Raw genomic sequence first — 23623 nt, 5'->3', positions numbered from 1 at the left:
GGGAGGTCGGCGGGTTCAGCCTGACGGTGCCGGGGGACCGGCGCATGTACCTCATCGAGACGGCGGAGAAGGGCATCGCGTGGATGAACCTGACCGCGGACGGGACCGCGGGGCACGGGTCGATGGTGCATCCGGACAACGCGGTGACCGCCGTGGCGGCGGCCGTCCACAGGCTCGGTACGCACGAGTTCCCGGTGCAGCTGACGAAGACGGTGCGGGCCTTCCTGGAGCGGGTCTGCATGGCGTACGGGGTGGAGTTCGATCCCGAGCGGCCTGAGGAGTGCCTGGAGAAGATCGGGCCGATGGCGCGGATGATCGGGGCGACGCTGAAGAACACGCTCAACCCGACGCGGCTGGACGCCGGATATAAGACGAATGTCATTCCGCAGAGCGCCACGGCACAGGTGGACGGACGATTCCTGCCCGGACATGAGGCGGAGTTCTTCGCGGTGGTGGACGAGCTTCTCGGTCCGGACGTCAAGCGGGATTTCGTGCATTACGACCACGCGGTCGAGACGGACTACGAGGGTGCGCTCGTTGCTGCGATGGAGGCGGCGCTGACCTCGGAGGACCCGGGTGCGCTGCCCGTCCCGTACTGCCTGAGCGGCGGGACGGACGCCAAGTCCTTCGCCCGCCTCGGCATGCGCTGCTACGGTTTCGCGCCGCTGAGATTGCCCCCAGAGTTGGACTTTTCCGGAATGTTCCATGGGGTGGACGAGCGCGTTCCCGTGGACGGACTGCGATTCGGCGTCAGGGTCCTCGACAAATTCCTTGATCGCTCCTGAATTTGCCAACACCAATGCGTTCCGTGGTGCTATCGTCACCGTTCGTTGAGGGTGATACGGGCACGACGGAGGGCATCCGGTGGTGGGGTACGCGGCGCGGCTGGGGACGGTCTCCGTCCGGCTGCGCCGCGTCGCCGCCATGCGGGCCGTCCGGCGGCTGCTGGTCCTCGGCGGGTTGCTGATCGCGGCCTGGCTCCTCGGAAGTGCCGCGCAGACCGCGCACGCCGACGAGCTGCCCATAAAGCCCTCGAAGATCGTCGAGGAAGCGCCAGTGCTGGGCGAGGTGGTCAAGAACGTCCACCGGCCCGAACCGGTTCGCCGGGTCGTCCGGGCGGTGGCGGAGAAGCCGCGCCAACCGGAAGCGGTGCAAACCGTGCCGCGATCCGTGGCGGCGGCTCCCGAAGTGCGGAAGGCCGCACCCGAGACCGGTCCTTCGGCCGCTCCTGAGGTAAAGCAGCAGGCACGTCCTCGCGCCCCCGAGCGCAAGCGCGTCGAGGTCGCGGCCCCGGTGGCTCAGCATGAGGTTTCGCCGCCGGCCGTCCACGATGCCCCCGCTCCGGCCCCTTCGCCGGTGCCGGACCGTCCCGACGAGCCCTCGGCCGCCGGCGGTTCCGCCTTCTCCGGCGCAACGGCGGCCGTCCCGAACGGCGCCGCGTGGGCCTCGGTCCCGCCGCGCGCGTCGGGCGTGCGCGTCTTCGGCGCGGTTCCCCCGGCCGTCCGCACCGCCGCGGACGAGCCGTCCTTCGCGCCCGACTGACACCTCTCACAAGCTCCGGACGCGTGCCCGAGCGGCTCGGGCGCGGCCGATCCGGCCATCCGCCGTGCCCGCACACGGCATTTCCCCCTGACACACGTGCAACGTGCGTCCCCCTTCCTATGAACGGAGCACCATGCGTAAAGGCATTTCCCGTGCCGCCGTGGTCGCCGCGGGTTTCGTCGCCCTCGGCGTGACCGCCGTCCCGTCCCACGCCGACGTCACCGACGGCAACGGCGGGCTCCTGAGCGGCAACCAGATCGACATACCGGTCACCGCGCCGGTCGACGTCAGCGGCAACGGCGTCGCCCTGCTCGGGACGTCCCACGCCGCGTCCAAGGGCGGCGCCAAGGTCCGCAAGAACGGCGGCGGCGCCCAGCAGACGTCCGGCGCCGGCGGCGTCGCGTCCGGAAACCAGATCAACGCCCCCATCTCCCTTCCCGTGAACGTCTGCGGCAACGGCGCGGCCGCGCTCGGCCACGCCGACGCGGGCTGCGAGGGCGGCGCGAAGGTCGAGGACGGCGGAAGCGGCGACCAGACCACCTCCGGGGCGGCCGGCGTCCTGGCCGGCAACCAGGTGAACGCGCCGATCTCGATCCCCGTCAACGCGTGCGGCAACGCGGCGGCGGTCATCGGTGCCGCGGTCGCCGGCTGCGAGGGCGGCGCCAAGGTCAAGAACGGCGGGGACACCGGGTCGGGGCAGGAGACGTCCGGTGTGCTCGGCGTCGGCAGCGGCAACCAGGCGAACGTGCCGATCTCCATGCCCGTCGACATCTGCGGCAACGCGGTCGGCAACGCCGCGGCGGGCTGCGAGGGCGGCGCGTCCGTCCGCAACGGCGGCCACCGGACGGGCGAGCAGGTCACGGACGGCGTCCGCGGCGTCCTGGCGGGCAACCAGGCCAACGCGCCGATCAGCCTCCCCCTGGTCGCCTGCGGCAACGCCGCCGCGATCGCCGGGCAGGCGGGCGCGTTCTGCGGGGGCGGTTCCGACGTGCGCAGCCCCTCGGGCGGCGACCTGCACACGTCCGGAACGGGCGGAATCGGCGGCGGCACTCAGGCCCACGCGCCGGTCACGGCCCCCGCGGTCGCGTGCGGCAACACGGCCGCGCTGGTCGGCCAGGCATCCGCCCTGTGCGACGGCGACCACGGCGGCTACGGAGACCACGACGGCTACGGCGACCACGACGGCTACCGGACGACCACGCCGTCCACCCTCCCGGCCAACGCCCGGCCGGACGCGACCGCTCTCCCCGGCCTGGGCGGCACGTCCCCGATCAGCGCACTCCCGGCCACCGGCGCCCTCGAACTGCCCCAGGTGAACGGCGCCTCCACGTCCACCGCACGGTCGGCCACGCCGAGCGCACGCTCCGCGGACGTCGTGATCCCCGGCCTGGACAACGTTTCCCCGCTCAACGCGCTGCCCGGCATCAAGGCCCCGCAGGTGGTCACCCTGCCCGCGAAGGGTGCGCAGACGAAGAGGACGCACGTCCCCGCGTCCAAGGTGGTCACGCTTCCCGTGCAGGGTGGCGCCGCTCCGGTGAGCGCGCTGCCGGGTGTCGGTGGCCTGAACGTCGTGACCCTGCCCGCGAAGGGCGCGCGGACGCACGGGCCCGTGGCCGGTGCTTCGAAGGTGGTCACGCTTCCCGCGGCGGGTGCGCCGTCCGTGGGTGGCGTGGGTTCCGGTGTCGGCGCTCCGAACGTGGTCGCCCTGCCCGCGGCGGGTGCGCGGTCGCTGGGCGGGGTGCTCCCCGGGCTGGGCGGCGTCTCTCCGGTGAGTGCGCTTCCCGGTGTCGGCAACCTGAGCGCGGTCGAGCTGCCCGCGACGGCGCGGGCGAAGGAGACGCACGTCCCCGCGTCCAAGGTCGTCGCGCTTCCCGGTGCCGGTGGCCTGGACGCGGGCGACCTGCCCGCCACGGGGGCGCGGACGCACGGCCTCGGCGCCGGCGTGCCGGAAGCGGTCGAGCTGGAGGGTGTGGAGCACGTCGCGGCTGAGCGGGCGAGTGTGCCCGGGGTGACCTGGACGTTCGGGGTCGCGGGGCTGCTGGCCTTCGCGTCCGGGGCGCTGGGGGGCGGTCCGGAGGCTCGGGCGCCGCTGAGCCGTGGCCGCCGCGTGATGCGGCGGTGAGAGACGCTTCGCCCGTCCCGGATGGCGCGGCCCGGGGCGGGCGGAGCCTTCTCACCAGGCATTATTTTTACGTTGCGTCATTCGCGGCGTACGTAGTGCTACGCTCCGGGCGGACCGGGTGGGAACGGTCAGAACGTGCGGACGGCGCGAATGATCTTGCGGCGGAGCTGGATCCGGCGGCGGCCGTCCGGGTAGAGGCGCAGGCGGTCGATCTCCCAGCCGCCGCGCTCCGCGTGCTCGGTCAGGATCTGCCGCGCGGTGTCGCGTGTCGTTCCGCGGGGCAGTGACAGGACGAGGTAGGTGTACTCCGCCATTGGGACCATTATGACTTGGTCGGCCCGGATGCGGCACCGTACCGTGGCGACCCTGTCCGCGCGGCCTCCGGCGGCATGTCATCCTGTCTGGGGCGCGCGGCGATGAGAATCCCGTCCCGGGGCGGAACGACGGCGGTGAAAACGACCGCGGGCATGAACGTGCCGTCCTGCGACGTTGTACCAAGCCGGTAAGAAAGAGCTTGTGGCAGAGGACCGAGACAGCGAGGTTGGAGCGACTGTGCCAGCCAACAACGGCACCGCGAACAGTGGCCGGGGCAACGGCGCCGGTACCCGTCTGGTGATCGTCGAGTCGCCCGCGAAGGCGAAGACGATTGCCGGGTACCTGGGTCGTGGCTACATCGTGGAGTCCAGTATCGGCCATATCCGGGACCTCCCGGGAAGCGCCTCGGAGGTGCCGGCCAAGTACAAGGGCGAGCCGTGGGCGAAGCTCGGCGTGAACGTCGAGCGCGAGTTCGAGCCGCTGTACGTCGTGAACTCCGACAAGCGGCAGCAGGTCCAGAAGCTGAAGAAGCTGCTCGCCGAGGCCGACGAGCTCTACCTCGCGACGGACGAGGACCGGGAGGGCGAGGCGATCGCCTGGCACCTCCAGGAGGTGCTCAAGCCGAAGGTCCCCGTGCACCGGATGGTCTTCAACGAGATCACCAAGGACGCGATCCGGCAGGCCGCGCAGAACCCGCGGGCGCTGAACCTGCGGCTGGTGGACGCGCAGGAGACGCGCCGCATCCTGGACCGCCTCTACGGGTACGAGGTCAGCCCCGTCCTGTGGAAGAAGGTCATGCCGAAGCTGTCGGCGGGCCGGGTGCAGTCGGTGGCGACGCGGCTGGTCGTGGAGCGGGAGCGGGAGCGGATCGCGTTCGTCCCGGCCCACTACTGGGACATCGCGGGCCAGTTCGACACGGGCAAGGACGAGGAGCCGAAGGTCTTCAAGGCCGGGCTCGTGTCCGTGGACGGCAAGCGGGTGGCGCAGGGCCGCGACTTCGCGTCCGACGGCACCCTGAAGACGCGGGACGCGCTGCACCTGGACGAGGCGGCGGCGCGCGGCTTGGCGGAGCGGCTGCGGGGCCGGCCGTACGAGGTCAAGTCGGTCGAGCGGAAGCCGTACACGCGCAAGCCGTATCCCCCCTTTCGGACGACCACCCTCCAGCAGGAGGCCAGCCGCAAGCTGAACTTCTCCGCGAAGTACACGATGTCGGTGGCGCAGAAGCTGTACGAGAACGGCTTCATCACCTACATGCGAACCGACTCGATCACGCTGTCGGAGACGGCGATCACGGCGGCGCGGCGGCAGGCGGCGGCGCTGTTCGGCGGCGAGTACGTCCCGGACAAGCCGCGCGTGTACGCGTCGAAGGTGAAGAACGCGCAGGAGGCGCACGAGGCGATCCGCCCGGCGGGCGAGACGTTCCGCACCCCGGCGGAGACCGGCCTGTCCGGCGACCAGTTCCGGCTGTACGAGCTGATCTGGAAGCGGACGATCGCGTCCCAGATGAAGGACGCCGCCGGCCAGTCGGTGACGATCCGCGTGACCGGGCTGTCGACGCGGGACGAGCGCGCCGAGTTCAGCGCGACCGGTAAGACGATCACGTTCTACGGCTTCCTCAAGGCGTACGTGGAGGGCGCGGACGACCCGGCCACCGACCGCGACGACCAGGAGCGGCGGCTGCCGAACCTGGCGGAGGGCGACCCGCTGACCGCGAAGGCCGTGGACGCGGAGGGCCACTCGACCCGCCCGCCGGCCCGCTACACCGAGGCGAGCCTGGTCAAGGAGCTGGAAGAGCGGGAGATCGGCCGCCCGTCCACCTACGCGGCGATCATCGGCACGATCCTCAGCCGCGAGTACGTGTTCAAGAAGGGCACCGCGCTCGTCCCGTCGTTCCTGGCGTTCGCCGTGGTGAACCTGCTGGAGCAGCACTTCGGCAACCTGGTCGACTACGACTTCACCGCCCACATGGAGGACGGCCTCGACGAGATCGCCCGCGGTGAGGCGGAGCGCGTCCCCTGGCTGAGCCGGTTCTACTTCGGCGACGGCGACAACTCCGAGGACGGCCTGAAGGAGCTCGTCAGCGACATCGGCGACATCGACGCCAAGGGCGTCAGCTCCTTCCCGATCAAGGGCACGGACATCATGGTGCGGGTCGGGCGGTACGGCCCGTACCTGGACCGGGACGGCGAGCGCGTCAACATCCCCGACGACATCGCGCCGGACGAGCTGACCGCCGAGAAGGCCGAGGAGCTGTTCGCGCAGCCGTCCGGTGACCGGGAGCTCGGCACCGACCCGGAGACGGGCCACATGATCGTGGCGAAGTCGGGGCGGTTCGGCCCGTACGTCACCGAGATCCTCCCGGAGGCGGCGCCGCCCGCCGAGGGGGAGAAGAAGAAGCGGACGAAGAAGGCCGACGCCGCCAAGCCGCGCACGAGCTCGCTGTTCAAGTCGATGTCGCTCGACACGATCACGCTGGACGACGCGCTGAAGCTGCTGTCGCTGCCGCGCACGCTCGGCGAGCTGGACGGCGAGCCGGTGACGGCGCAGAACGGTCGGTTCGGCCCGTACATCAAGAAGGGCACCGACAGCCGGTCGCTGGGCTCGGAAGAGGAGCTGTTCACGGTCACGCTGGAGCGGGCGAAGGAACTGTTCGCGCAGCCGAAGCAGCGGGGCCGCCGGGCGGCGGCCGCCGCGCCGCTGCGGGAGCTGGGCAAGGACCCGGCCAGCGAGCAGCCGGTCGTGGTGAAGGAGGGCCGGTTCGGCCCGTACGTCACCGACGGCGAGACGAACGCGAGCCTGCGCAAGGGCGACGAGGTCGAGTCGATCACCATCCAGCGGGCCGCGGAACTGCTCGCGGAGCGGCGGGAGAAGGTGGCGGCGAGCGGCGGGAAGAAGAAGCCCGCGAAGAAGCCCGCGACGACCCGCCGCCGAACCTCCGCGAAGTCCGGCTCCTAGGGACATCTACGCCGATACCCTGACCGACATGACCAGAACGGGCGCACCCCGGCCGTACCCCGCAGCGTCCCAGCCGCCGGGCGTTTCGTCAGCTTCGTCACCTTCGGCGAGCGGGCCGTTCCGGCGGCTGCGGCTCGCGTTGTCGCTGTCGTCCCTCGGCCTCTGGCTCGCCGTCCCGGCGCTGACCGCGATGGCCTGGGCGCTGACCCGCGACGAGGACGCCGCCACCCGCGCGCAGGCGGTCGGCGGCGTGCTGGCCCTGATGCTGCTGCCGGCGGTGCTGCTCGCCCCCGTCGGCGCCGCGCTCGCCGCCCGCGTCGACCGCCGGCTCATGCTGATCATCGCCGACGCGCTGCGGCTGGTGGTCATCGTGACGGTGCCGCTGCTGGACCTGCTGCCGTGGACGCTGGCCGCCGCGTTCCTCGTCGCCTGCCTGAGCCTGCTCTGGACGCCCACGGCACGCGTGTCGCTGCCCGCGATGGTCCCGCAGGACGACCTGCGTCCCGCCGCGCGCCGGTGGGCGACCCGCGTCCTGCTCGGCCCGGCCCTGGTCGCGGCGCCGGTGTTCGCCGTCCTCGCCCTGGTCGCGGACGGGACGCTCGGCCGCGGCTCCCGCGCCGACCTGGCCCTGTACGTGACCGCCGCGGTGTTCCTCGCCTCGGCCGCGGCCGTCGCCATGATCCGGGAGATCCCGGCGGAGATGCCGCACCCGGTCCCGGCGCCGCTGAAGTCGCTGTTCCAGGGGCCCGGGACGGCCACCGCCCGCGGGCTCGGCCTCGCGGTCGCCGCCGTTTCCCTGACCGCCGCCGCGGTCGTCGCCGTCGCCCGGGTGCACACCGGTGAGCTGGGCGGAGGCGACGCGGGCTACGGCAGCGTCCTCGCCGGCCTTGTGCTCGGGCTCGGCTTCGGGCTGTTCCTCGGCCCGCGGTCCCTCGTCCCGTTCAGCCGCCGCCGCCTGAGCGGCCTCGCGGTCATCGCCGCCGCGCTCGCGCTCGTCGTGATCGCGCTCGTGCAGAACCTCGTCGTCGTCGTGTTCCTGACCGGTTTCCTCGGGGTGTTCGCGGGCGCCGCGTGGTCGAGCGGCACCGCCGCGCTCGGGGCGGGCGCCGCCGACTCGGACACGGACGCGCCGGAGGACACCCGCCCGTCCGCCTACCTGCGCGCGGTCGTCCTCGTCACCACCGTCGTCGCGTTCGCCGCCGTCCCGCTGATCGCCGGGCTGATCGGCTCGCACCGCGTCGAGCTCGGCGGCGCCGTCTACGACGCCGACGGGACCGGCGCCGCGCTGCTCGTCGCGGCCGTCGTCGCGCTGCTGCTCGGCGCGGTCGCGTACCGGCGGCTGGACGACCGGCGCGGCATCCCCCTCGGCCCCGACCTGCGCGCCGCCCTGCACGGCGAGATCTACACGCCGCCGGAGCAGGCCGCCGCCGCGGCGGAGCCGCAGCCCGTCCGGCGCGAGCGCGGCGTGTTCATCGCGTTCGAGGGCGGGGAGGGCGCCGGGAAGACCACCCAGGCGCGGCTTGCCGCGATCTGGCTGCGCGACCACGGCTACGACGTCGTCACGACGCACGAGCCCGGCGCCACCAAGATCGGCATGCGGCTGCGCGCGATGCTGCTCGACCGCGACACCACCGGCCTGTCCGACCGCGCCGAGAGCCTGCTGTACGCGGCCGACCGCGCCGACCACGTCGCCAACGTCATCAAGCCGGCGATCGAGCGCGGCGTGATCGTGGTCAGCGACCGGTACGTCGACTCGTCCCTCGCCTACCAGGGGTTCGGGCGCCAGCAGGCCGTCGAGGACATCGCCCGCGTCAACGCGTGGGCGACCGGCGGGCTCGTCCCGGACCTGACGGTCCTGCTGGAGGTGCCGCCGCAGACGGGCCTCGGCCGGCTGTCCGCGCCGGCCGACCGCATCGAGTCGGAGTCGCAGGAGTTCCACGAGCGGGTCCGCGCCGGGTTCCGCGCCCTGGCGGAGGCCGACCCCGACCGGTACCTGATTTTGGACGCGAGCCGCCCGCAGGGGGAGCTGAGCCGCGAGATCCAGTACCGCATCCGCGAGATCCTCCCCGACCCCGTCCCCGCCGGGACCGAGGACGCCACGAGCACCTTCCCGGTCATCAGGGACTTCTGACGCCCGCGGCACGGTTAGCCTCTTGCCATGAGCGTCTGGAATGACCTGGTGGGGCAGGAGCCCGCCGTCGCGGAGCTGTCGGCCGCCGCGGAGGGCCTCGGCGGCCTGGCGCACGCGTGGCTGTTCACCGGGCCGCCCGGGTCGGGCCGCGTCGCCGCGGCGCGGGCGTTCGCCGCGGCGCTGCAGTGCCGGGAGGCGCCGCGGGGCTGCGGGCACTGCGCGTCCTGCCACCAGGTCCTCCAGGGGACGCACGCGGACGTGGAGGTCGTGCGCCCGCAGGGGCTGTCCTTCGGGATCAAGGACGCGCGTGCGCTGGTGCTGCGGGCGTCGTCGTCGCCGAGCGGGGGCGGCTGGCAGATCGTCCTCTTCGAGGAGGCGGACCGGGCCACCGAGGGCGCGGCGAACGCGCTGCTGAAGGCGGTCGAGGAGCCGCCGCCGCGGACGGTGTGGCTGCTGTGCACGCCGTCGCCGGAGGACCTCCTCGTGACGATTCGGTCGCGGTGCCGGCTGGTGACGCTGCGGACCCCGCCGATCGCGGCCGTGGCGGACATGCTCGTCCAGCGGGACGGTGTCGACCGCGACACCGCCGAGGTGGTGGCGCGGGCCGCGCAGGGGCACATCAGCCGCGCGCGGCGGCTCGCCGCGGACCCCCGGATGCGCAAGGTGCGCGACGACGTCGTGGCCGTTCCGCGCCGGCTGACCGGGGTGGGGCAGGCGGTCGCGGCGGCGGAGACGCTCGTGAAGGCCGCCGAGGCGGAGCGGGACGCGCAGACGACCGAGCTGGCCGAGTCGGAGACGTCCGCGCTGCGCAAGGCCCTGGGGGAGAGCGAGAAGGGGCGGATGCCGCGCGGGACGGCCGGCGCCCTCAAGGATCTCGAAGCCCGCCAGAAGTCGCGGGCGACGCGGGTGCTGCGCGACGCGCTGGACCGTACGCTCCTCGACCTCGCCTCCTACTACCGGGACGTGCTGACCCTGCAACTGGGGGCGGGCAGTGAGCTCGTCAACATCGACCTGGGCCCGGAGTTGCGGACGGCCGCGCGGAACGGCCGCCCGGAGGACACGCTGAAACGGCTCGACGCCATCATGATGTGCCGGGAGCGGCTGGACGCGAACGTCAATCCGCTGCTGGCCGTCGAAGCGCTCACGCTCGCGCTGCGCACCGGGTGACGCGCGCCTTACACGAGCTGTTCCCATTCGTTACGTTCCCGTTCGCATATCTCAACGGGAATCCGAGTAACGTCGCCTGGCTGATCATCGACCGAACCGGGCTATCCCCCCAACGGCCAGGAGGTTCTGCTTTGCGGCGAGCGTTGATTTCCGCCGCGTGTGCCGTCACCACAGTGACGGCCCTCGCGTTCCCCGCGTCCGCGGCCCCGAATCCGGGGCACGCGAACGGCGAGGAGTCGGAGTACGTCGTCCTCTACCGGGAGGGCGTGCCGCCCGGCAAGGCGCGGCACGCGGTGAAGGAGGCCGGAGGAAAGGTCGTCCACGAGAACCGTGACGTTGGCGTCGCGACCGTCCGCTCGAAGAATCCGCAGTTCATTCGCGCCGCGATGCGCGAAAGGGAACTGGAAGGCGTCGCGCACAACCGGATCATCGGAAAGGCGCCGAAGGCACCGAAGAAGAAGGCGGCGAAGGTCGAGGAGACCGTCGGCGCCAAGCCGACGGTGGCCCTGAACGGCAGGCCGTCCAAGGACACCGAGCCGCTGGCCGATCTGCAGTGGGACATGAAGCAGATCCGCGCGACGGCGGACGGCTCGTACAAGAAGGAGCCGGGCGACAAGCGCGTTCTCGTCGGGATCCTCGACACGGGCGTCGACGGCGACCACCCGGACATCAAGCCGAACTTCAACCGGCGGCTCAGCCGCAACTTCACCCGCGACATCCCGACCGACGGCAACGGCGAGGAGCTCGACGGGCCCTGCGAGTTCGAGTCGTGCGTCGACCCCGTCGACTGGGACGACAACGACCACGGGACGCACGTCGCGTCCACGATCGCGTCGCCCCGCAACGGGCTCGGCATGGCGGGCGTCGCGCCGAACGTCTCGCTCGTCAACCTCCGCGTCGGGCAGGACTCCGGGTACTTCTTCCTGCAGCCGACCGTCGACGGCCTCACCTACGCGGGCAAGACCGGCATCGACGTGGTCAACATGAGCTATTACGTCGACCCCTGGCTCTGGAACTGCGTGAGCAATCCGGCCGACAGCCCTGAGGCCCAGCTTGAGCAGAGCACCATCATCAAGGCGACGCAGCGGGCGTTGAACTTCGCGCACGAGCGCGGCGTCACGCTGGTGTCCGCGGCCGGGAACGACTTCGTCGACTACACGAAGACGAACACCGACTCCGGCAGCCCGGGCTTCCCGTCCGTGCCGGGCGAGGAGCCGTACGAGCGGACGGTCCCGCCGGAGTGCGTGTCGATGCCGTCCGAGGGCGACCACGTCATCCCGGTGTCGTCGACCGGGCCGAGCGGCCGCAAGTCGTACTACAGCAGCTTCGGCAACGGCTACGTCGCGGTCGCCGCGCCCGGCGGCGACAAGGTCGACACCGCCGACCAGCGCCCGGACGACCGCGCCGGCATCTGGGCCGCCTACCCCGAGCGGCTCGCGAAGGACCGCGGTGAGCTGAACGCCGACGGGACGCCGAACGTGCCGTACATCGTCCAGAGCTGCAAGGGCGACGACTGCGCCTACTACCAGTCCATCCAGGGCACCTCGATGGCGGCGCCGCACGCCGTGGGCGTCGCCGCGCTGATCGTCAGCAAGTACGGTCACCGGGACCGCCGCAACGGCGGCCTCACCCTCAGCCCGCGCCACGTCGAGCGCGTGCTGCGCGGCACCGCGAACGCCAAGCCCTGCCCGAGCCCCCGGACGGTGGAGTACGTCTGGTACGCCCGGTCGGGCGACGGATGGGTGAAGCGGACCTCCACCCAGACCTGCGAAGGCTCGAAGGAGATGAACGGGTTCTTCGGCAACGGTGTCGTGGACGCGCTGAACGCCGTCCGCTGACCGCGGCCTCAGCCCACCCCAGGGACGCGCCCCCGGCCACGTGGCCGGGGGCCGCGTTCTTTCCCGCGGGCCCGGTTTTGCGGTCTCGGGCATGATGAAGGCATGTCGTACCGAGTCACGTTCGTCTGCACCGGCAACATCTGCCGCTCGCCGATGGCCGAGTGGGTCCTGCGGCATCACGTGGAGGAGGAGGGGTTGGACGTCGAGGTGGACAGCTCCGGCACCGGGAACTGGCACGTCGGCAACGATGCCGACGAGCGGACCGTCGCCACGCTGGCGAGGGCCGGCTACCGGTCCGCGCACATCGCCCGCCAGTTCGAGGACGGCTGGTTCGACCGCTACGACCTGATCCTCGCGCTGGACGAGGGCCACCGGCGCGCGCTGCGGGCGATGGCGCCGGACGAGGAGGCGCGCGGCAAGATCCGGCTGCTGCGCGAGTTCGACCCGGACGCGGGCCCCGATCTCGACGTCCCCGACCCGTACTACGGCGGCCGGGCCGACTTCGATCTCGTCCTGGACCAGGTGGAGGCGGCCATGCCCGGCCTCCTGGAGGAGATCCGCGCCGCGCTCAAGGAGGCTGAGCCCGGTGAGGGACGGGCTTGAGCGGCTGCTCGGAACCCGGGTCGATGACCTGACGGACCTCGGGTCGAGCCACTCCTGGACGCTGCACCGCGCGTCCCTGGCCGACGGCCGCGAGGTCTTCGTGAAGGCGGCGTCTGCGGGGGACGACCCCTCAGCAACCGCCTTCGAGTCATTCTGGGGGGACGACCCCCCAAGCCCCCCGGCAACCGCCTTGGAGGGCGTCTTCGCCGCGGAGGCCGCCGGGCTGCGCTGGCTCGGCGAGGCCGGCCCCGGGGCGCCCGTGCCCGAGGTCGTCGCGGTGGACGACCGCATGCTCGTCCTGCCGTGGCTGCCGTCCGCGTCGCCGGCCCCGGACGCCGCAGAGCGCCTCGGACGCGAACTCGCCGCCCTGCACACCGGCGCCCGCCCGCGGGCCTACGGGGCGCCCTGGGACGGCTACATCGCCGACCTCCCGCTCGACAACACCGCCGACGACTGCGGCTGGCCCCGCTGGTACGCCGAGCGTCGCCTCGAACCGTTCCTGCGCCGCGGCGCCCGGCACCTCTCGTCCGGCGACGTCCGCCTGGTCGAGCGGGTCATCGCGGACGTCGAGTCGCTCGCCGGGCCGCCGGAGCCGCCGAGCCGCATCCACGGCGACCTGTGGTCGGGCAACGTCCTGTGGACGGCGGACCGGGCGATGCTGATCGACCCGGCGGCGCACGGCGGCCACCGCGAGACCGACCTGGCGATGATGGCGCTGTTCGGGACGCCGCACCTGGACCGCGTCCTCGCCGCCTACGACGAGGCCGCGCCGCTGCCGGACGGGTGGCGCGCACGCGTCCCGCTGCACCAGCTGCATCCGCTCCTCGTGCACGTGGCGCTCTTCGGGGCGTCGTATCGTGCTTCCCTGGTCGATGCCGCGCGGGCGGCGCTCGGCTGACGACTTCGGTGCGGAGCGGTGACCGCATGAGGTAGAAACGACGGGCACGGGCAACGGAAGGGCAGGTGCGGGACGACCCCATGAGCGACAGGCGTGAGGATCCACCCCCCGGGACGAGTCTGGGCTCGTGGAAGGGACTGGTCCCGATCGGCGTCGCCGCCGCCACGGCACTGGTCATCGGCGCCGGCGTGGACGTGGTGCGCAGCCACCAGCGCGCCGCGAAGAAGCAGCGCGAGGCCGAGACCACGGCGGAGGCCGCGCAGAGCCCGGCGCGCTTCGTCGTCGGCGTCACCAAGTCCGGTGCCGCGCTCGTCGTCCGGGACGCGCAGACCGGCGCCGACGTGGGCCTGCCCGTCGCCGCGCCGCCGGACCGCCGCTTCCACCGCGTCGCCGCGCTCCGGGACGGCTCGTACGTCGTCGCGTCCAACGCCGGCCGCGATGTCACGTTCCAGCGCTTCTTCCTGGACGAGGACGGCCGCCCCAAGTCCCTGGAGGACATCGCGAAGGCGGGCGTCTCCGGTGCCGGCGCGTCCACCAAGTGGTCGCAGCTCGCCGTGAGCCCGGACGGCGACCGCATCGCCTATGTCACGTACCAGGGGATGCGCGGCCGGGTGGACGTCGTGTCCGTCCCGTCCGGTGCCCGCAAGGTGTGGACGACGAAGTCGTCCGGCCGTATCGGCAGCCTCGCCTGGTCTGGCGCGACGCTCTCGTTCGTCTGGAGCCCTGTCCGGTCGGCGGGCGGCGAGGTCAGGGAGACCAAGCACGAGGTCCGCACCCTGGACACGGGTGGTGCCGCAGGCGACCTGAAGGTGAGCAAGGCCCTCATGACGCTTCCCCAGGGCGGCACTGCGGCGGTGTTCACCGGCAGGGGCATCGTCGTGGGCATCGTGAAGGACTCCCAGTTGTCCCTTCAGGCGTACACGCTGGAGGGGCAGCCCGGGGAGGTCCTGTGGGAGCAGAAGGTGAAGGGCGACCTCACCGACCTGGACCCGACCCCCATGGGCAACGGGTTCCTCGCCACAGCCGGTGACATCTATCCCCAGGGCACGGACGCCGTCCCAGGAGAGGACCTCGCCGACGCCGCCTGGTGAGCCTCTCGCCTGGACGGCCTACAGTGGACCGCACGGAACCGGGCGAACGGAGCGAAACCGTGGGCATGGTGATGGCAGTGAGCTTCACCCGTTACGGCCGGCTCTACTACCTCGACCCTGGCCCGCACACCCCGAAGGTCGGCGACAAGGTTCTCGTCCCCACCGACTCGGGGCCCGAGGTCGCGGAGTGCGTGTGGGCGCCGCAGTGGGTCTCCGACGACATCGGCGGGCTGCCCGAATGCGCCGGTCCCGCCACCGACGAGCACCTCGCACGCGACGACGCCAACCGCCGCCGCCGCGCCGAGGGACGCTCGATCGCCAAGCGGCTGATCCGCAAGCACGAACTCCCGATGAAGGTCATCGGCGTCGACTTCCTCGACACCGACAACGTCTTCAAGATCTACTTCACGGCGCCCCACCGCGTGGACTTCCGCGCCCTCGTCCGCGACCTGGCGCGCGGCATCAAGGCCCGCGTCGAGCTCCGGCAGGTCGGCCCGCGCGACGAGGCCCGGCTGCAGGGCGGCATCGGCCCCTGCGGCCGCGACCTGTGCTGCGCCACCTTCCTCAAGGACTTCGAGCCCGTCTCCGTCCGCATGGCGAAGGAGCAGGACCTCCCCGTCAACCCGCTGCGGATCGCCGGGGCGTGCGGCCGCCTGATGTGCTGCCTCAAGTACGAGCACCCTCTCTACGTCAAGGCGCACGAGACGATGCCCGCCCTCGGCTCCCGCGTGGACACGCCGAGCGGCCCCGGGCAGGTCGTGGGGCGCAACGTCCCGTCCGACAAGGTGACCGTCCGGCTCAACAGCGGCGGGCGCTGCTCCTGCCCGTCCGCGTCGGTCTGCTCGCCCCGCCGCCAGCACGACGCGCACTACGGCAACGGCGACGGCGAGGCGCCCTGACCGGCCGTCCCCCGCTCAGCGGCCCTTCTTGGGCGGCAGCGCGTACTTGAAGATCTTCTTCCACGTGCCCGTGACCTGCTTGGACAGCGACCCCGTGTGGTACGGCAGGTCGTACTTCTCGCAGAGCTGCCGGACGCGCGGCGCGATCTCGGCGTAGCGGTTGCTCGGCAGGTCCGGGAACAGGTGGTGCTCGATCTGGTGGCTGAGGTTGCCGGTCATCAGGTGGAACAGCGGCCCGCCCTCGATGTTCGCCGACCCGCAGAGCTGCCGGACGTACCACTCGCCCCGCGTCTCGCCGTCGAGCCGCTCCTTCTCGAACACCTCGACGTCCCCGGGGAAGTGCCCGCAGAAGATGATCATGTGGGCCCAGAAGTTGCGGATGATGTTCGCGGTGAAGTTCGCGGCGAACGTGGAGGCGAACTGAGGCCCGGTGAGCAGCGGGAACGCCAGGTAGTCCTTGCCCCACTGGCGGCGGATCTTGCGGCCGATCGCGCGCAGCTTCTCCTTGGTGACCGCCTCGTCGTGCCGGCCCGTCCGGATCTTGTCGATCTCCAGGTCGTGCACCGCGACCCCGTACTCGAAGAACATCGCGAGCAGCAGGTTGTAGAAGGGCTGCGCGACGTGGACCGGGCTCCAGTACTGCTCCGGCGCGACCCGCAGGATGCCGTAGCCGACGTCGTTGTCCTTGCCGATCACGTTCGTGTACGTGTGGTGGATGAAGTTGTGGGAGTGCTTCCACTGCTCGGCGGGGGAGACGTTGTCCCACTCCCACGTCGTCGAGTGGATCTTCGGGTCGCGCATCCAGTCCCACTGGCCGTGCATGACGTTGTGCCCGATCTCCATGTTCTCCAGGATCTTCGCGACGGCGAGCGTCGCGGTCCCGGCGATCCAGGCGGGCGGCAGCGACGACGCCATCAGCAGCGCGCGGCCGCCGACCTCCAGGCCGCGCTGCCAGCGGATCACCCGCCGGATGTAGGCGGCGTCGCGCGCCCCGAGCGTCGCGGTGATCTCCTCGCGGAGCGCGTCGAGCTCGGCGGCGATGGTCTCGTAGTCCTCGGGCGTGAGCCGGTCCGAGGTGGCGGCCGTGCCGCCGCCCGTCGCGGTGATGGTCATCCTCGTGCTCCTCTCAGAGTTCGATCTCCACCGGGCCGGCGGCGGCCGAGACGCAGGTCTGGATGATCTCGCCCTCGTCGCCGTGGACCTCGCCGGTGCGCAGGTCGCGGACCTTGCCGGAGCACAGCCGGCCGACGCAGCTGTAGCAGATGCCCATCCGGCACCCGCTCGGCAGCAGCGCCCCCGCCTCCTCGCCGGCGACCAGGAGCGGGGTGGACCCGTCCGCGTCCACCTCGATCCCGCTCTTGCTGAACGTGACGCGCCCGCCCTCCCCGGCACCGCCGGCCAGGACGGTCTGAAAACGTTCCACCCGCAGGCGCTCCCCGGCGCCCGCGGCCTGCCAGTGCGCCGTGAGGTCGTCCAGCATCTCGCCGGGACCGCAGGCCCACGCCTCGCGCTCGGCCCAGTCGGGGCAGACGTCCGGCAGCTCGGACGGCTTGAACCGGCCGTCCGCCGCCGTGTGCCGCTCGTGCAGCCGCACCCCGTCCATCCGGCGCAGCTCCGCGCCGAAGATGACGTCCCCGGCCGTCCGGTCCGAGTGGACGACCACGACGTCGGCCGCGCCGCGCAGGTGCCGCAGCATGGCCATGACCGGCGTGATCCCGCTGCCCGCCGTGACGAACAGCAGCTTCGCCGGGACGGGCGAGGGCAACACGAAGTCCCCCTCCGCCGGGGCGAGCCGGACGATCGTGCCGGGCCGCATCTCGTGGACGAGGTGCGCGGAGACGAAGCCGTCCGGCGCGGCCTTGACCGTGACCGTGATGCGGCCGTCCGGACTCGGCGGGGACGACAGGGAGAACGTCCGCCAGTGCCGGACGCCGTCGATGTCGACCCCGATCTTGACCCACTGGCCCGGCCGGTGCCCCTGCCAGGCCCGTCCCGGCCGGATCACGATCGTCGCCACGGACGGCGCCTCGTGCCGGACGGCTTCGACCCGTCCCCGCAGCTCCTCCGTGGACAGCAGCGGGTTCACGAGGCCGAGGTAGTCCTCCGGCAGCAGCGGCGTGGTGAGCTGCCGCGCGACCGCCGCGATCCGCTGCCCGACCGTGGCGCGGCGCGCGCTGGTTGCTGTGTTCCGGGTTGCGGCGGCCAAGATGCCTCCCCGAGGACGCTTAACTTACGGTTCCGTAACCTACGGAGAGGTAACCGCAGGTTCAAGACTTTTCGCGCCAAAGCGACGGGAATCACACCATCAGCCGATGTTACATCCCTTGCTGTAATCGCCGATGATCTCCCGATTCGCCGCCGGGTGTTGATGATTCCTCGCCCGAAGGGATGGAACACGAACACCGGGAAGTGGCCGCCGGGCGCCGCGCCGCCGTAGCGTAGGCGGCGGCGTACGTGCCGCTACGACGAGACGGGGTCAAGGGTGCGGGCAGCGAAGACCATCGGTGCGGCCACCGTGCTTGCGTTCACGGCGGTCACCGGGTGCAGCGACGGCGGCGGCGACAACACGGCCGAGTCCTCCGTGCCGGCCGGGCTCGACTCGTTCTACGCCCAGCAGCCCGCCTGGAAGGACTGCGAGGACGACTTCGAGTGCGCCACCGTCGAGGTCCCGCTCGACTACGCCGAGCCGGCCGGCGAGAAGATCGGCATCTCCGTCATCCGGCTCCCCGCCGCGGACAACTCCAACCGCATCGGCTCGCTGCTCACCAACCCGGGCGGCCCCGGCGGCTCCGGCGTCGACTTCGTCCGCCAGGCCGCCCGCGCCTTCGGCGCCGACCTCCGCCGCCGCTTCGACATCGTCGGCTTCGACCCCCGCGGCGTCGCCGACAGCGCCGCCGTCCGCTGCAACACCGGCGCCCAGCTCGACGCCTTCTTCGCCACCGACGCCTCCCCGGACGACAAGCGCGAGACCCAGCAGCTCGGAGCCCAGGGCAAGAAGTTCGCGGAGAACTGCGAGTCCAAGGCCGACGACAAACTCCCCTACGTGGGCACCGTCAACGCCGCCCGCGACATGGACGTCCTCCGCGCCGCCCTGGGCGACGACAAGCTCACCTACTATGGCGCGTCCTACGGCACCTACCTGGGCGCCTTCTACGCCGAGCAGTTCCCCAAGAACTTCCGCGCCCTGGCCCTGGACGGCGCGGTCGACCCCAACCTCTCCTCGACCGACCTCCTGATCGAACAGGCCAAGGGCTTCGAGACCGCCCTGCGCGCCTTCGCCGAAGACTGCGTCGCGAACAACTGCCCCTTCGGCACCTCCGCCGACGCCGTCATCAACCGCATCTCCGCCTTCCTCGCCGAAACCGACAAGCAGCCCCTCACCAACTCCCGGGACTCCCGCGAGGTCACCGAGTCCCTGGCGGTGATGGGCATCGCCCGGTCCCTCTACGTCAAGGAGTACTGGCCCCTCCTTCGCCAGGCCCTGCTCCAGGCCATGGAGGGCAAGGACGGCGCCACCCTCCTGCGCCTCGCGGACGAGATGGTCGAACGCGAACCCGACGGCACCTACAGCAACCAGACCGACGCCAACATGGCCGTCAACTGCGTCGACAAGCCCAACCCTCCGGACCTCGCCACCTACGGCCAGGCCGCCGCCGAAGCCGAGAAGGTCGCCCCCCGCTTCGGCCCCTTCGTCGTCTGGGGCGGCATCCCCTGCGTCTACTGGCCCACCCAGACCGACCAGGAACCGAAACCCCTCACCGCCAACGGCGCCGCCCCGATCCTCGTCATCGGCACCACCCGCGACCCGGCAACCCCCTACAAGTGGTCCGAGAACCTTGCCGACCAGCTCTCCAGTGGCGTCCTGCTCACCTATGAGGGCGACGGCCACACCGCCTACCTCCAGGGCAACCCCTGCATCACCAAGGCCATCGGCGACTACCTCATCACCGGCGACCCGCCCGACGACGGAACCAGGTGCAGCTGAATAACCGGTGCACACCCACCCCCGCGGACCCGGTAGACTCTTTCCCGCCGTGCCCGACCCGGCAAGCCGCCTTAGCTCAGTCGGCAGAGCGATTCACTCGTAATGAATAGGTCATCGGTTCGATTCCGATAGGCGGCTCGCACGTCAGAGGCCCCTTCCGATCATGGAAGGGGCCTCTTTGCCGACGGGCTTGCTAACAGCAGCGTCTAGGCGACCTCGTTCATGACCCGAGCGAACACGTCCGCCGCAGCCACCTCGGCCGACCGGATCACGTGCGCATAGACCCGGAGCGTGATGGCCGGGTCAGCGTGCCCGAGTCGGGAAGCCACCACGTGGACGGGGACGCCCGCCAGGAGCAGAATCGCGCGAAGTCTGGTACGAGCACACCACCGGCCCACTGGTCATCAAGCCCATCCCGGACATTGACCGGCGTATCGCCATCCAGCGCATCCACGACACAACGAACCTGGCCAAGTTCGCCTTCCAGATCTCCCCGCCCCTCCAGCCGGGGGAGTGGGCACGCGTCGGCTACGTCTGCGACGGCGGGAAGTTCGACCTGAACCACTACTGGCGCGAAGCCATGCCCCGCTACTGCCGCCGCTACGAGATCACGTGCGGCAACGCCGCATCGACCTCGGCGGATGCACCGCGACCGAGGAACACCCGGACGGCTCGGAGAACACCGCCACGGATAGCCTCGTCTGGGACATCCAGGACACCGACGCCGTCATGTCGTTGACCCGTGACCACCTGCGCCCGAACCAGGCCGTGACGCTGCGCTGGGAGCCGATCCGTGAACCTGCGTGACGAGATCGAAGCCGCCATCCGCGCATGGCACGCCTACGAAACCGCCCGCGGTTCCGTCGCCGTCATCGACTTCGACTGCGCCCCCACCGCCACACCGGCCGAGCCCGCCACCAGCCGCCTGGCCGTCCACCAACAGCTACGCGAGCTACACGCCCGCGCCGTCGAGGCCGGAGCCGACCGCCTCACCGCCCGCGTAGCAGCAGACCTCGCCTATCTCGGCGCGCTCCTCGGCGAACACCCGCCCTTGAACGACTACGTCCAGGCAACCCAGGGATGCCCCGCCGCCGGATGGCAAGACGGATACATCACCCACCGAGGCGACCAAGCCCGCCAAGCCCTCGCAGCCCTGGGCATCGAATGGGGACCCGACACCGCCCGCGACCTCAACGCCGTCGAAGGCCCCATCGACACCGACGACGCGCCCGACGCCATCCGCCAAGCCGCCGCCGACTACGAGAACGCCGTCCGCCAGCTCACCGCCACCACGGCCCCGTTCCACCTGACCATCGAGACCACCGAGATAGACGCCTACTGGGCCTACTGGCTCGACGGCGCCGGCGACCGCATCAGGCTCCGTCTCAACCTGCGCCGCGCCAGCTTCACCAAGGTCGCCGCCCGCCAGTTCGCCCTACACGAGGTACTCGGCCACGGCCTACAAGGCGCGAGCTGGTCAGCCCGAGCCGCCGCCCAAGACGTCCCGTGGGTACGCCTGATGTCGGTCCACGCCCCGCAACAAGTCCTCCTCGAAGGACTGGCCCAAGCACTCCCGCTCTTCGTCGCCCCCGACGACGAGCTACTCGTCACCCGCACCAGGTTCGACCACTACAACCAACTCGTCCGCGCCGAACTGCACATATCCCTCAACCAGGGCGCGAGCATCCCCGAACTGGCCGACCACGCCCGCTTCCGAATGCCCTGGATCAAGGACGCAGCCATAGCCGACCTGCTCACCGACCGAGGAGCCAACCCCCAACTACGCTCCTACCTGTGGTCCTACCCCGCCGGACTCGACTGGTTCGCCAACCTCGCCGAAGCCGACCCGCCAACCAGAACAACCGTCCTACAGGCCGCCTACCGAGACCCACTCACCCCGCACGACCTGACAGCCCTCTGGCCCCAAGGCCCCACCATCGGCGGCCAGGACCCCAAAACCTAGGGCCACCAGGGCAAGCGCCCGCCGGATGAGAACCTTCATTACGTCTTCAAGGGCGCCCGCTTCGCGGCCGCCGGCGACCGCCCGCCCCGGCGCGCCGGGCGTGCGGCCTGTCCCGTCCGGTCCCGCCGCGCCGCGTCGCCCGACCGCCTTGTTTGGCGGGATTTACGCGTGAAGCCTCCGGCGCGCGAATACAAGCGCCTGTGAAGCATGCTCGCCCGGGCTGAGGAGCATCTGAGCCTCAACTTCGAATCCGGTGTCACGTAGCCAGGACGACACCTGGTCAGGCTGACGGAGGTGGACATGGACCTTCATCGGCTGACCGCCATACCCCTCCGTCTTCAACTGAGACCCGTCGCCGACATGGAACAGGAGTTGAAGCGGTCCACCTGGGCGCAATGCTCGGTGAAAGTGCCCGAACACGGTCAGCACTTGTTCATCGGGGATGTGGATCAAGGATTGCCAGGCGAGCAGGCCAGCAACCGAGGCGTCCGAAAAATTCGGATCCGTCATCGAACCAACGTCGAACCGAAGGTCTGGATGATCGCGCCGTGCCACGTCGATCATCCCAGTTGAAAGGTCAATGCCGAACGCGTCCAGACCGAGTTCGTGTAGGTGGGCGGTCACGTGGCCGGGGCCGCAGCCGACATCCGCCACAACACCACCACCAGCCGCCCGCACACTGTCAGCGAACAGCGCCAGAGCCGCGCGAAGGTATTGATGCCCAGCGATGGCACCGCGCACCTGAGTGGCGTAGCTGGCTGCGACTGTGTCATATGAGATTCGGGTGTTGGTCAACCAGTCGTCCGTGCCCATGATCGGCACGGTAGCCCATGACCATAAGCCATCCGCCGATCTTGGGGAGGGTGAACAGACCGAGCGGGCCAGCGAGACGATCGGTAGAGCGAGCGCGAACCAGGAGATTACGCCGCCCCCTGGACCCCTGCGAGCCGGGGCACTCGTTCGCGCGAGACGGTCTGTCACACATTGCGCGTCGTTCGCGCGAACGAGCACCCCGGACCGGTCGGTGCGAGTGCTTGAGCTTGCTAACGCTGGTGCTAACGGCGGCTCTGGACGGGCCTGGACGAGGGTGGAACCTAAGAGCGTTCGAGAGGGGCAGCCCAGCAGGTCAGCGGACATCGCTGGACGGGTGTGGATCTTGTTTGTGAGACTCGTAATGAATAGGTCGTCGGTTCGATTCCGATAGGCGGCTCCACACCAGAGGCCCACCGCGACCAGTCGCGATGGGCCTTCTGCATGACTGACCGACACATCGCCTGACCAGGCGTCCTCGGCAGCGACGGGGAACACGTCGTCCATGGCCTCCGCACCGGCCAGCAGGGCGGGCCGGATCTGGTGCCAGTAGACCGTCTCGGTGACCTCCGTGCTCTTGTGGCCGGCCAGAGCCCCACGGCGTCCACCACACCGGACTGTCGGCGCGCACGCCCCTCAGCCGCGCGGCATCCTGCTGAACCCCGGTCGTCGACCAGACGCCGAACCCGACCAGCACCGGTACCAGCACACGCAGGTTCCGAGCACGCAGCCGTCCTCCGCGCCCCGCCCCGACGACCTGACGTCGGATCTTGAGGACCGACTTCAGTTGTGACTCGGCGTGGGCCGAGATGAGGGCGGCGATAGACGGCCAGGACGAGTACGCGCACGCGACCTACCTCAGCGATCCGGTGTGAGCAGGCCGAAAGCATGGACCCCGAACGCAAGGAGCGGCTCGGCCGGACGCTGCACGGGGAGGCAAGGATGGCGGGCGCGTTTGCCGCGTGGGGATGTGGGGGCGCGGAGGCAGGTCGCTGAGGAGGCAACTCAAGGATCGGGCTGCGGGTAAAGGGTCACGTCGTCAGGTGCTCGGTGAGGATCTTAGGTGCGTTTCGCGGGCCTCGGCGTGGTGGCGGCGGCCCGGCTTCGGTGATCCGAACGAAGATGCCGCGGCGGTCGTTCTGCATAGGGCGCGCTGGACGTAACCCTGCTTCTCCAGGCGGGCGACCGCCCGAGACAGGGCGCTCTGGCTCAGGTACAGGGTCGCGGCGATCTCCTGCCTAGTGACCGCGTCCGACCAGGGTGTCTCAGGGGCCGCGGAGGTCGGTGGTGTGGCCGTGCCCCGG

General features: G+C 71.2%; 19 protein-coding genes and 1 tRNA gene. 15 read left to right on the top strand and 5 right to left on the bottom strand.

The features are described from left to right. From E1200_RS14420 to E1200_RS14410, 3 genes are all read left to right on the top strand, one after another. Positions 1-785: M20/M25/M40 family metallo-hydrolase (locus E1200_RS14420; RefSeq protein WP_131952469.1), on the top strand; the 785-nt coding region annotated here is incomplete at its 5' end. Positions 786-864: 79 nt separating this feature from the next. Continuing rightward, entirely contained in the window at positions 865-1542 is a 678-nt protein-coding gene (locus tag E1200_RS14415) for a hypothetical protein (protein WP_131952468.1), read from the top strand. Positions 1543-1675: 133 nt separating this feature from the next. Further along, positions 1676-3664 (top strand): chaplin family protein, encoded by a 1989-nt coding sequence (locus tag E1200_RS14410; RefSeq protein ID WP_131952467.1) that lies wholly within the window; start codon positions 1676-1678, stop codon positions 3662-3664. Positions 3665-3792: 128 nt separating this feature from the next. Here the strand turns inward: E1200_RS14410 and E1200_RS14405 are convergent, their stop codons facing one another. Further along, positions 3793-3978: a DUF5703 family protein gene (locus tag E1200_RS14405; RefSeq protein ID WP_131952466.1), complete on the bottom strand. Its 186-nt coding sequence runs from the start codon at positions 3976-3978 to the stop codon at positions 3793-3795. 238 nt (positions 3979-4216) lie between these two features. On the opposite strand from E1200_RS14405, the gene topA reads away from it, so the two are divergent. From topA to ricT, 8 genes are all read left to right on the top strand, one after another. Further along, complete coding sequence (topA, locus tag E1200_RS14400) at positions 4217-6934, top strand: type I DNA topoisomerase (RefSeq protein ID WP_131952465.1); 2718 nt, start codon at positions 4217-4219, stop codon at positions 6932-6934. Positions 6935-6962: 28 nt separating this feature from the next. Beyond that, positions 6963-9065, top strand: a complete 2103-nt coding sequence (gene tmk / locus E1200_RS14395) for a dTMP kinase (protein ID WP_131952464.1) — start codon at positions 6963-6965, stop codon at positions 9063-9065. A 27-nt stretch (positions 9066-9092) separates the two neighbouring features. Continuing rightward, positions 9093-10232, top strand: coding sequence for a DNA polymerase III subunit delta' (locus E1200_RS14390; RefSeq protein WP_131952463.1), 1140 nt, complete (start codon positions 9093-9095; stop codon positions 10230-10232). Positions 10233-10405: 173 nt separating this feature from the next. Continuing rightward, positions 10406-12070, top strand: coding sequence for a S8 family serine peptidase (locus tag E1200_RS14385; protein ID WP_243708556.1), 1665 nt, complete (start codon positions 10406-10408; stop codon positions 12068-12070). 102 nt (positions 12071-12172) lie between these two features. Then, entirely contained in the window at positions 12173-12673 is a 501-nt protein-coding gene (locus tag E1200_RS14380; RefSeq protein WP_131952461.1) for a low molecular weight protein-tyrosine-phosphatase, read from the top strand. Beyond that, the gene (locus E1200_RS14375; protein ID WP_131952460.1) at positions 12657-13571 is read left to right on the top strand and encodes a fructosamine kinase family protein; all 915 of its coding nucleotides are present in this window, start codon (positions 12657-12659) and stop codon (positions 13569-13571) included. The genes E1200_RS14380 and E1200_RS14375 overlap by 17 nt, the downstream gene beginning before the upstream one ends. Before the next feature lie 80 nt (positions 13572-13651). Next, complete coding sequence (locus E1200_RS14370; protein ID WP_131952459.1) at positions 13652-14662, top strand: hypothetical protein; 1011 nt, start codon at positions 13652-13654, stop codon at positions 14660-14662. Positions 14663-14727: 65 nt separating this feature from the next. Then, positions 14728-15561 (top strand): regulatory iron-sulfur-containing complex subunit RicT, encoded by an 834-nt coding sequence (ricT, locus tag E1200_RS14365; RefSeq protein ID WP_131952470.1) that lies wholly within the window; start codon positions 14728-14730, stop codon positions 15559-15561. A 15-nt stretch (positions 15562-15576) separates the two neighbouring features. On the opposite strand, the gene E1200_RS14360 is transcribed toward ricT, so the two are convergent. Continuing rightward, positions 15577-16674, bottom strand: a complete 1098-nt coding sequence (locus tag E1200_RS14360) for an acyl-CoA desaturase (protein ID WP_131952458.1) — start codon at positions 16672-16674, stop codon at positions 15577-15579. 13 nt (positions 16675-16687) lie between these two features. Beyond that, positions 16688-17767 (bottom strand): ferredoxin reductase, encoded by a 1080-nt coding sequence (locus tag E1200_RS14355; RefSeq protein WP_131952457.1) that lies wholly within the window; start codon positions 17765-17767, stop codon positions 16688-16690. A gap of 276 nt (positions 17768-18043) precedes the next feature. On the opposite strand from E1200_RS14355, the gene E1200_RS14350 reads away from it, so the two are divergent. The 4 genes from E1200_RS14350 to E1200_RS14330 all read left to right on the top strand — a co-directional run bounded on the left by E1200_RS14350 (position 18044) and on the right by E1200_RS14330 (position 21509). Then, positions 18044-19546, top strand: a complete 1503-nt coding sequence (locus E1200_RS14350; RefSeq protein WP_131952456.1) for an alpha/beta hydrolase — start codon at positions 18044-18046, stop codon at positions 19544-19546. A gap of 65 nt (positions 19547-19611) precedes the next feature. Then, a tRNA-Thr gene (locus tag E1200_RS14345) sits at positions 19612-19684 on the top strand. Between the two features lie 474 nt (positions 19685-20158). Next, complete coding sequence (locus E1200_RS14335) at positions 20159-20353, top strand: hypothetical protein (protein ID WP_131952455.1); 195 nt, start codon at positions 20159-20161, stop codon at positions 20351-20353. Next, a complete protein-coding gene (locus E1200_RS14330; RefSeq protein ID WP_131952454.1) occupies positions 20340-21509 on the top strand; it encodes a hypothetical protein in 1170 nt (389 codons plus the stop codon). The genes E1200_RS14335 and E1200_RS14330 overlap by 14 nt, the downstream gene beginning before the upstream one ends. A gap of 162 nt (positions 21510-21671) precedes the next feature. On the opposite strand, the gene E1200_RS14325 is transcribed toward E1200_RS14330, so the two are convergent. Together E1200_RS14325 and E1200_RS14320 are read right to left on the bottom strand one after the other, a co-directional pair. Beyond that, positions 21672-22322 carry a class I SAM-dependent methyltransferase gene (locus E1200_RS14325; protein ID WP_131952453.1) on the bottom strand — a complete coding sequence of 217 codons (651 nt, stop codon included), beginning with the start codon at positions 22320-22322 and terminating at the stop codon, positions 21672-21674. A 1036-nt stretch (positions 22323-23358) separates the two neighbouring features. Further along, positions 23359-23532 carry a helix-turn-helix domain-containing protein gene (locus E1200_RS14320; RefSeq protein WP_243708557.1) on the bottom strand — a complete coding sequence of 58 codons (174 nt, stop codon included), beginning with the start codon at positions 23530-23532 and terminating at the stop codon, positions 23359-23361. Between the last annotated feature and the right edge of the window lie 91 nt (positions 23533-23623).

This window comes from Actinomadura sp. GC306 (assembly GCF_004348665.1).
Taxonomy (GTDB): domain Bacteria; phylum Actinomycetota; class Actinomycetes; order Streptosporangiales; family Streptosporangiaceae; genus Spirillospora.
Note: the sequence above shows the minus strand (reverse complement) of the source record. Positions and strands in the feature narration are given on the sequence as shown.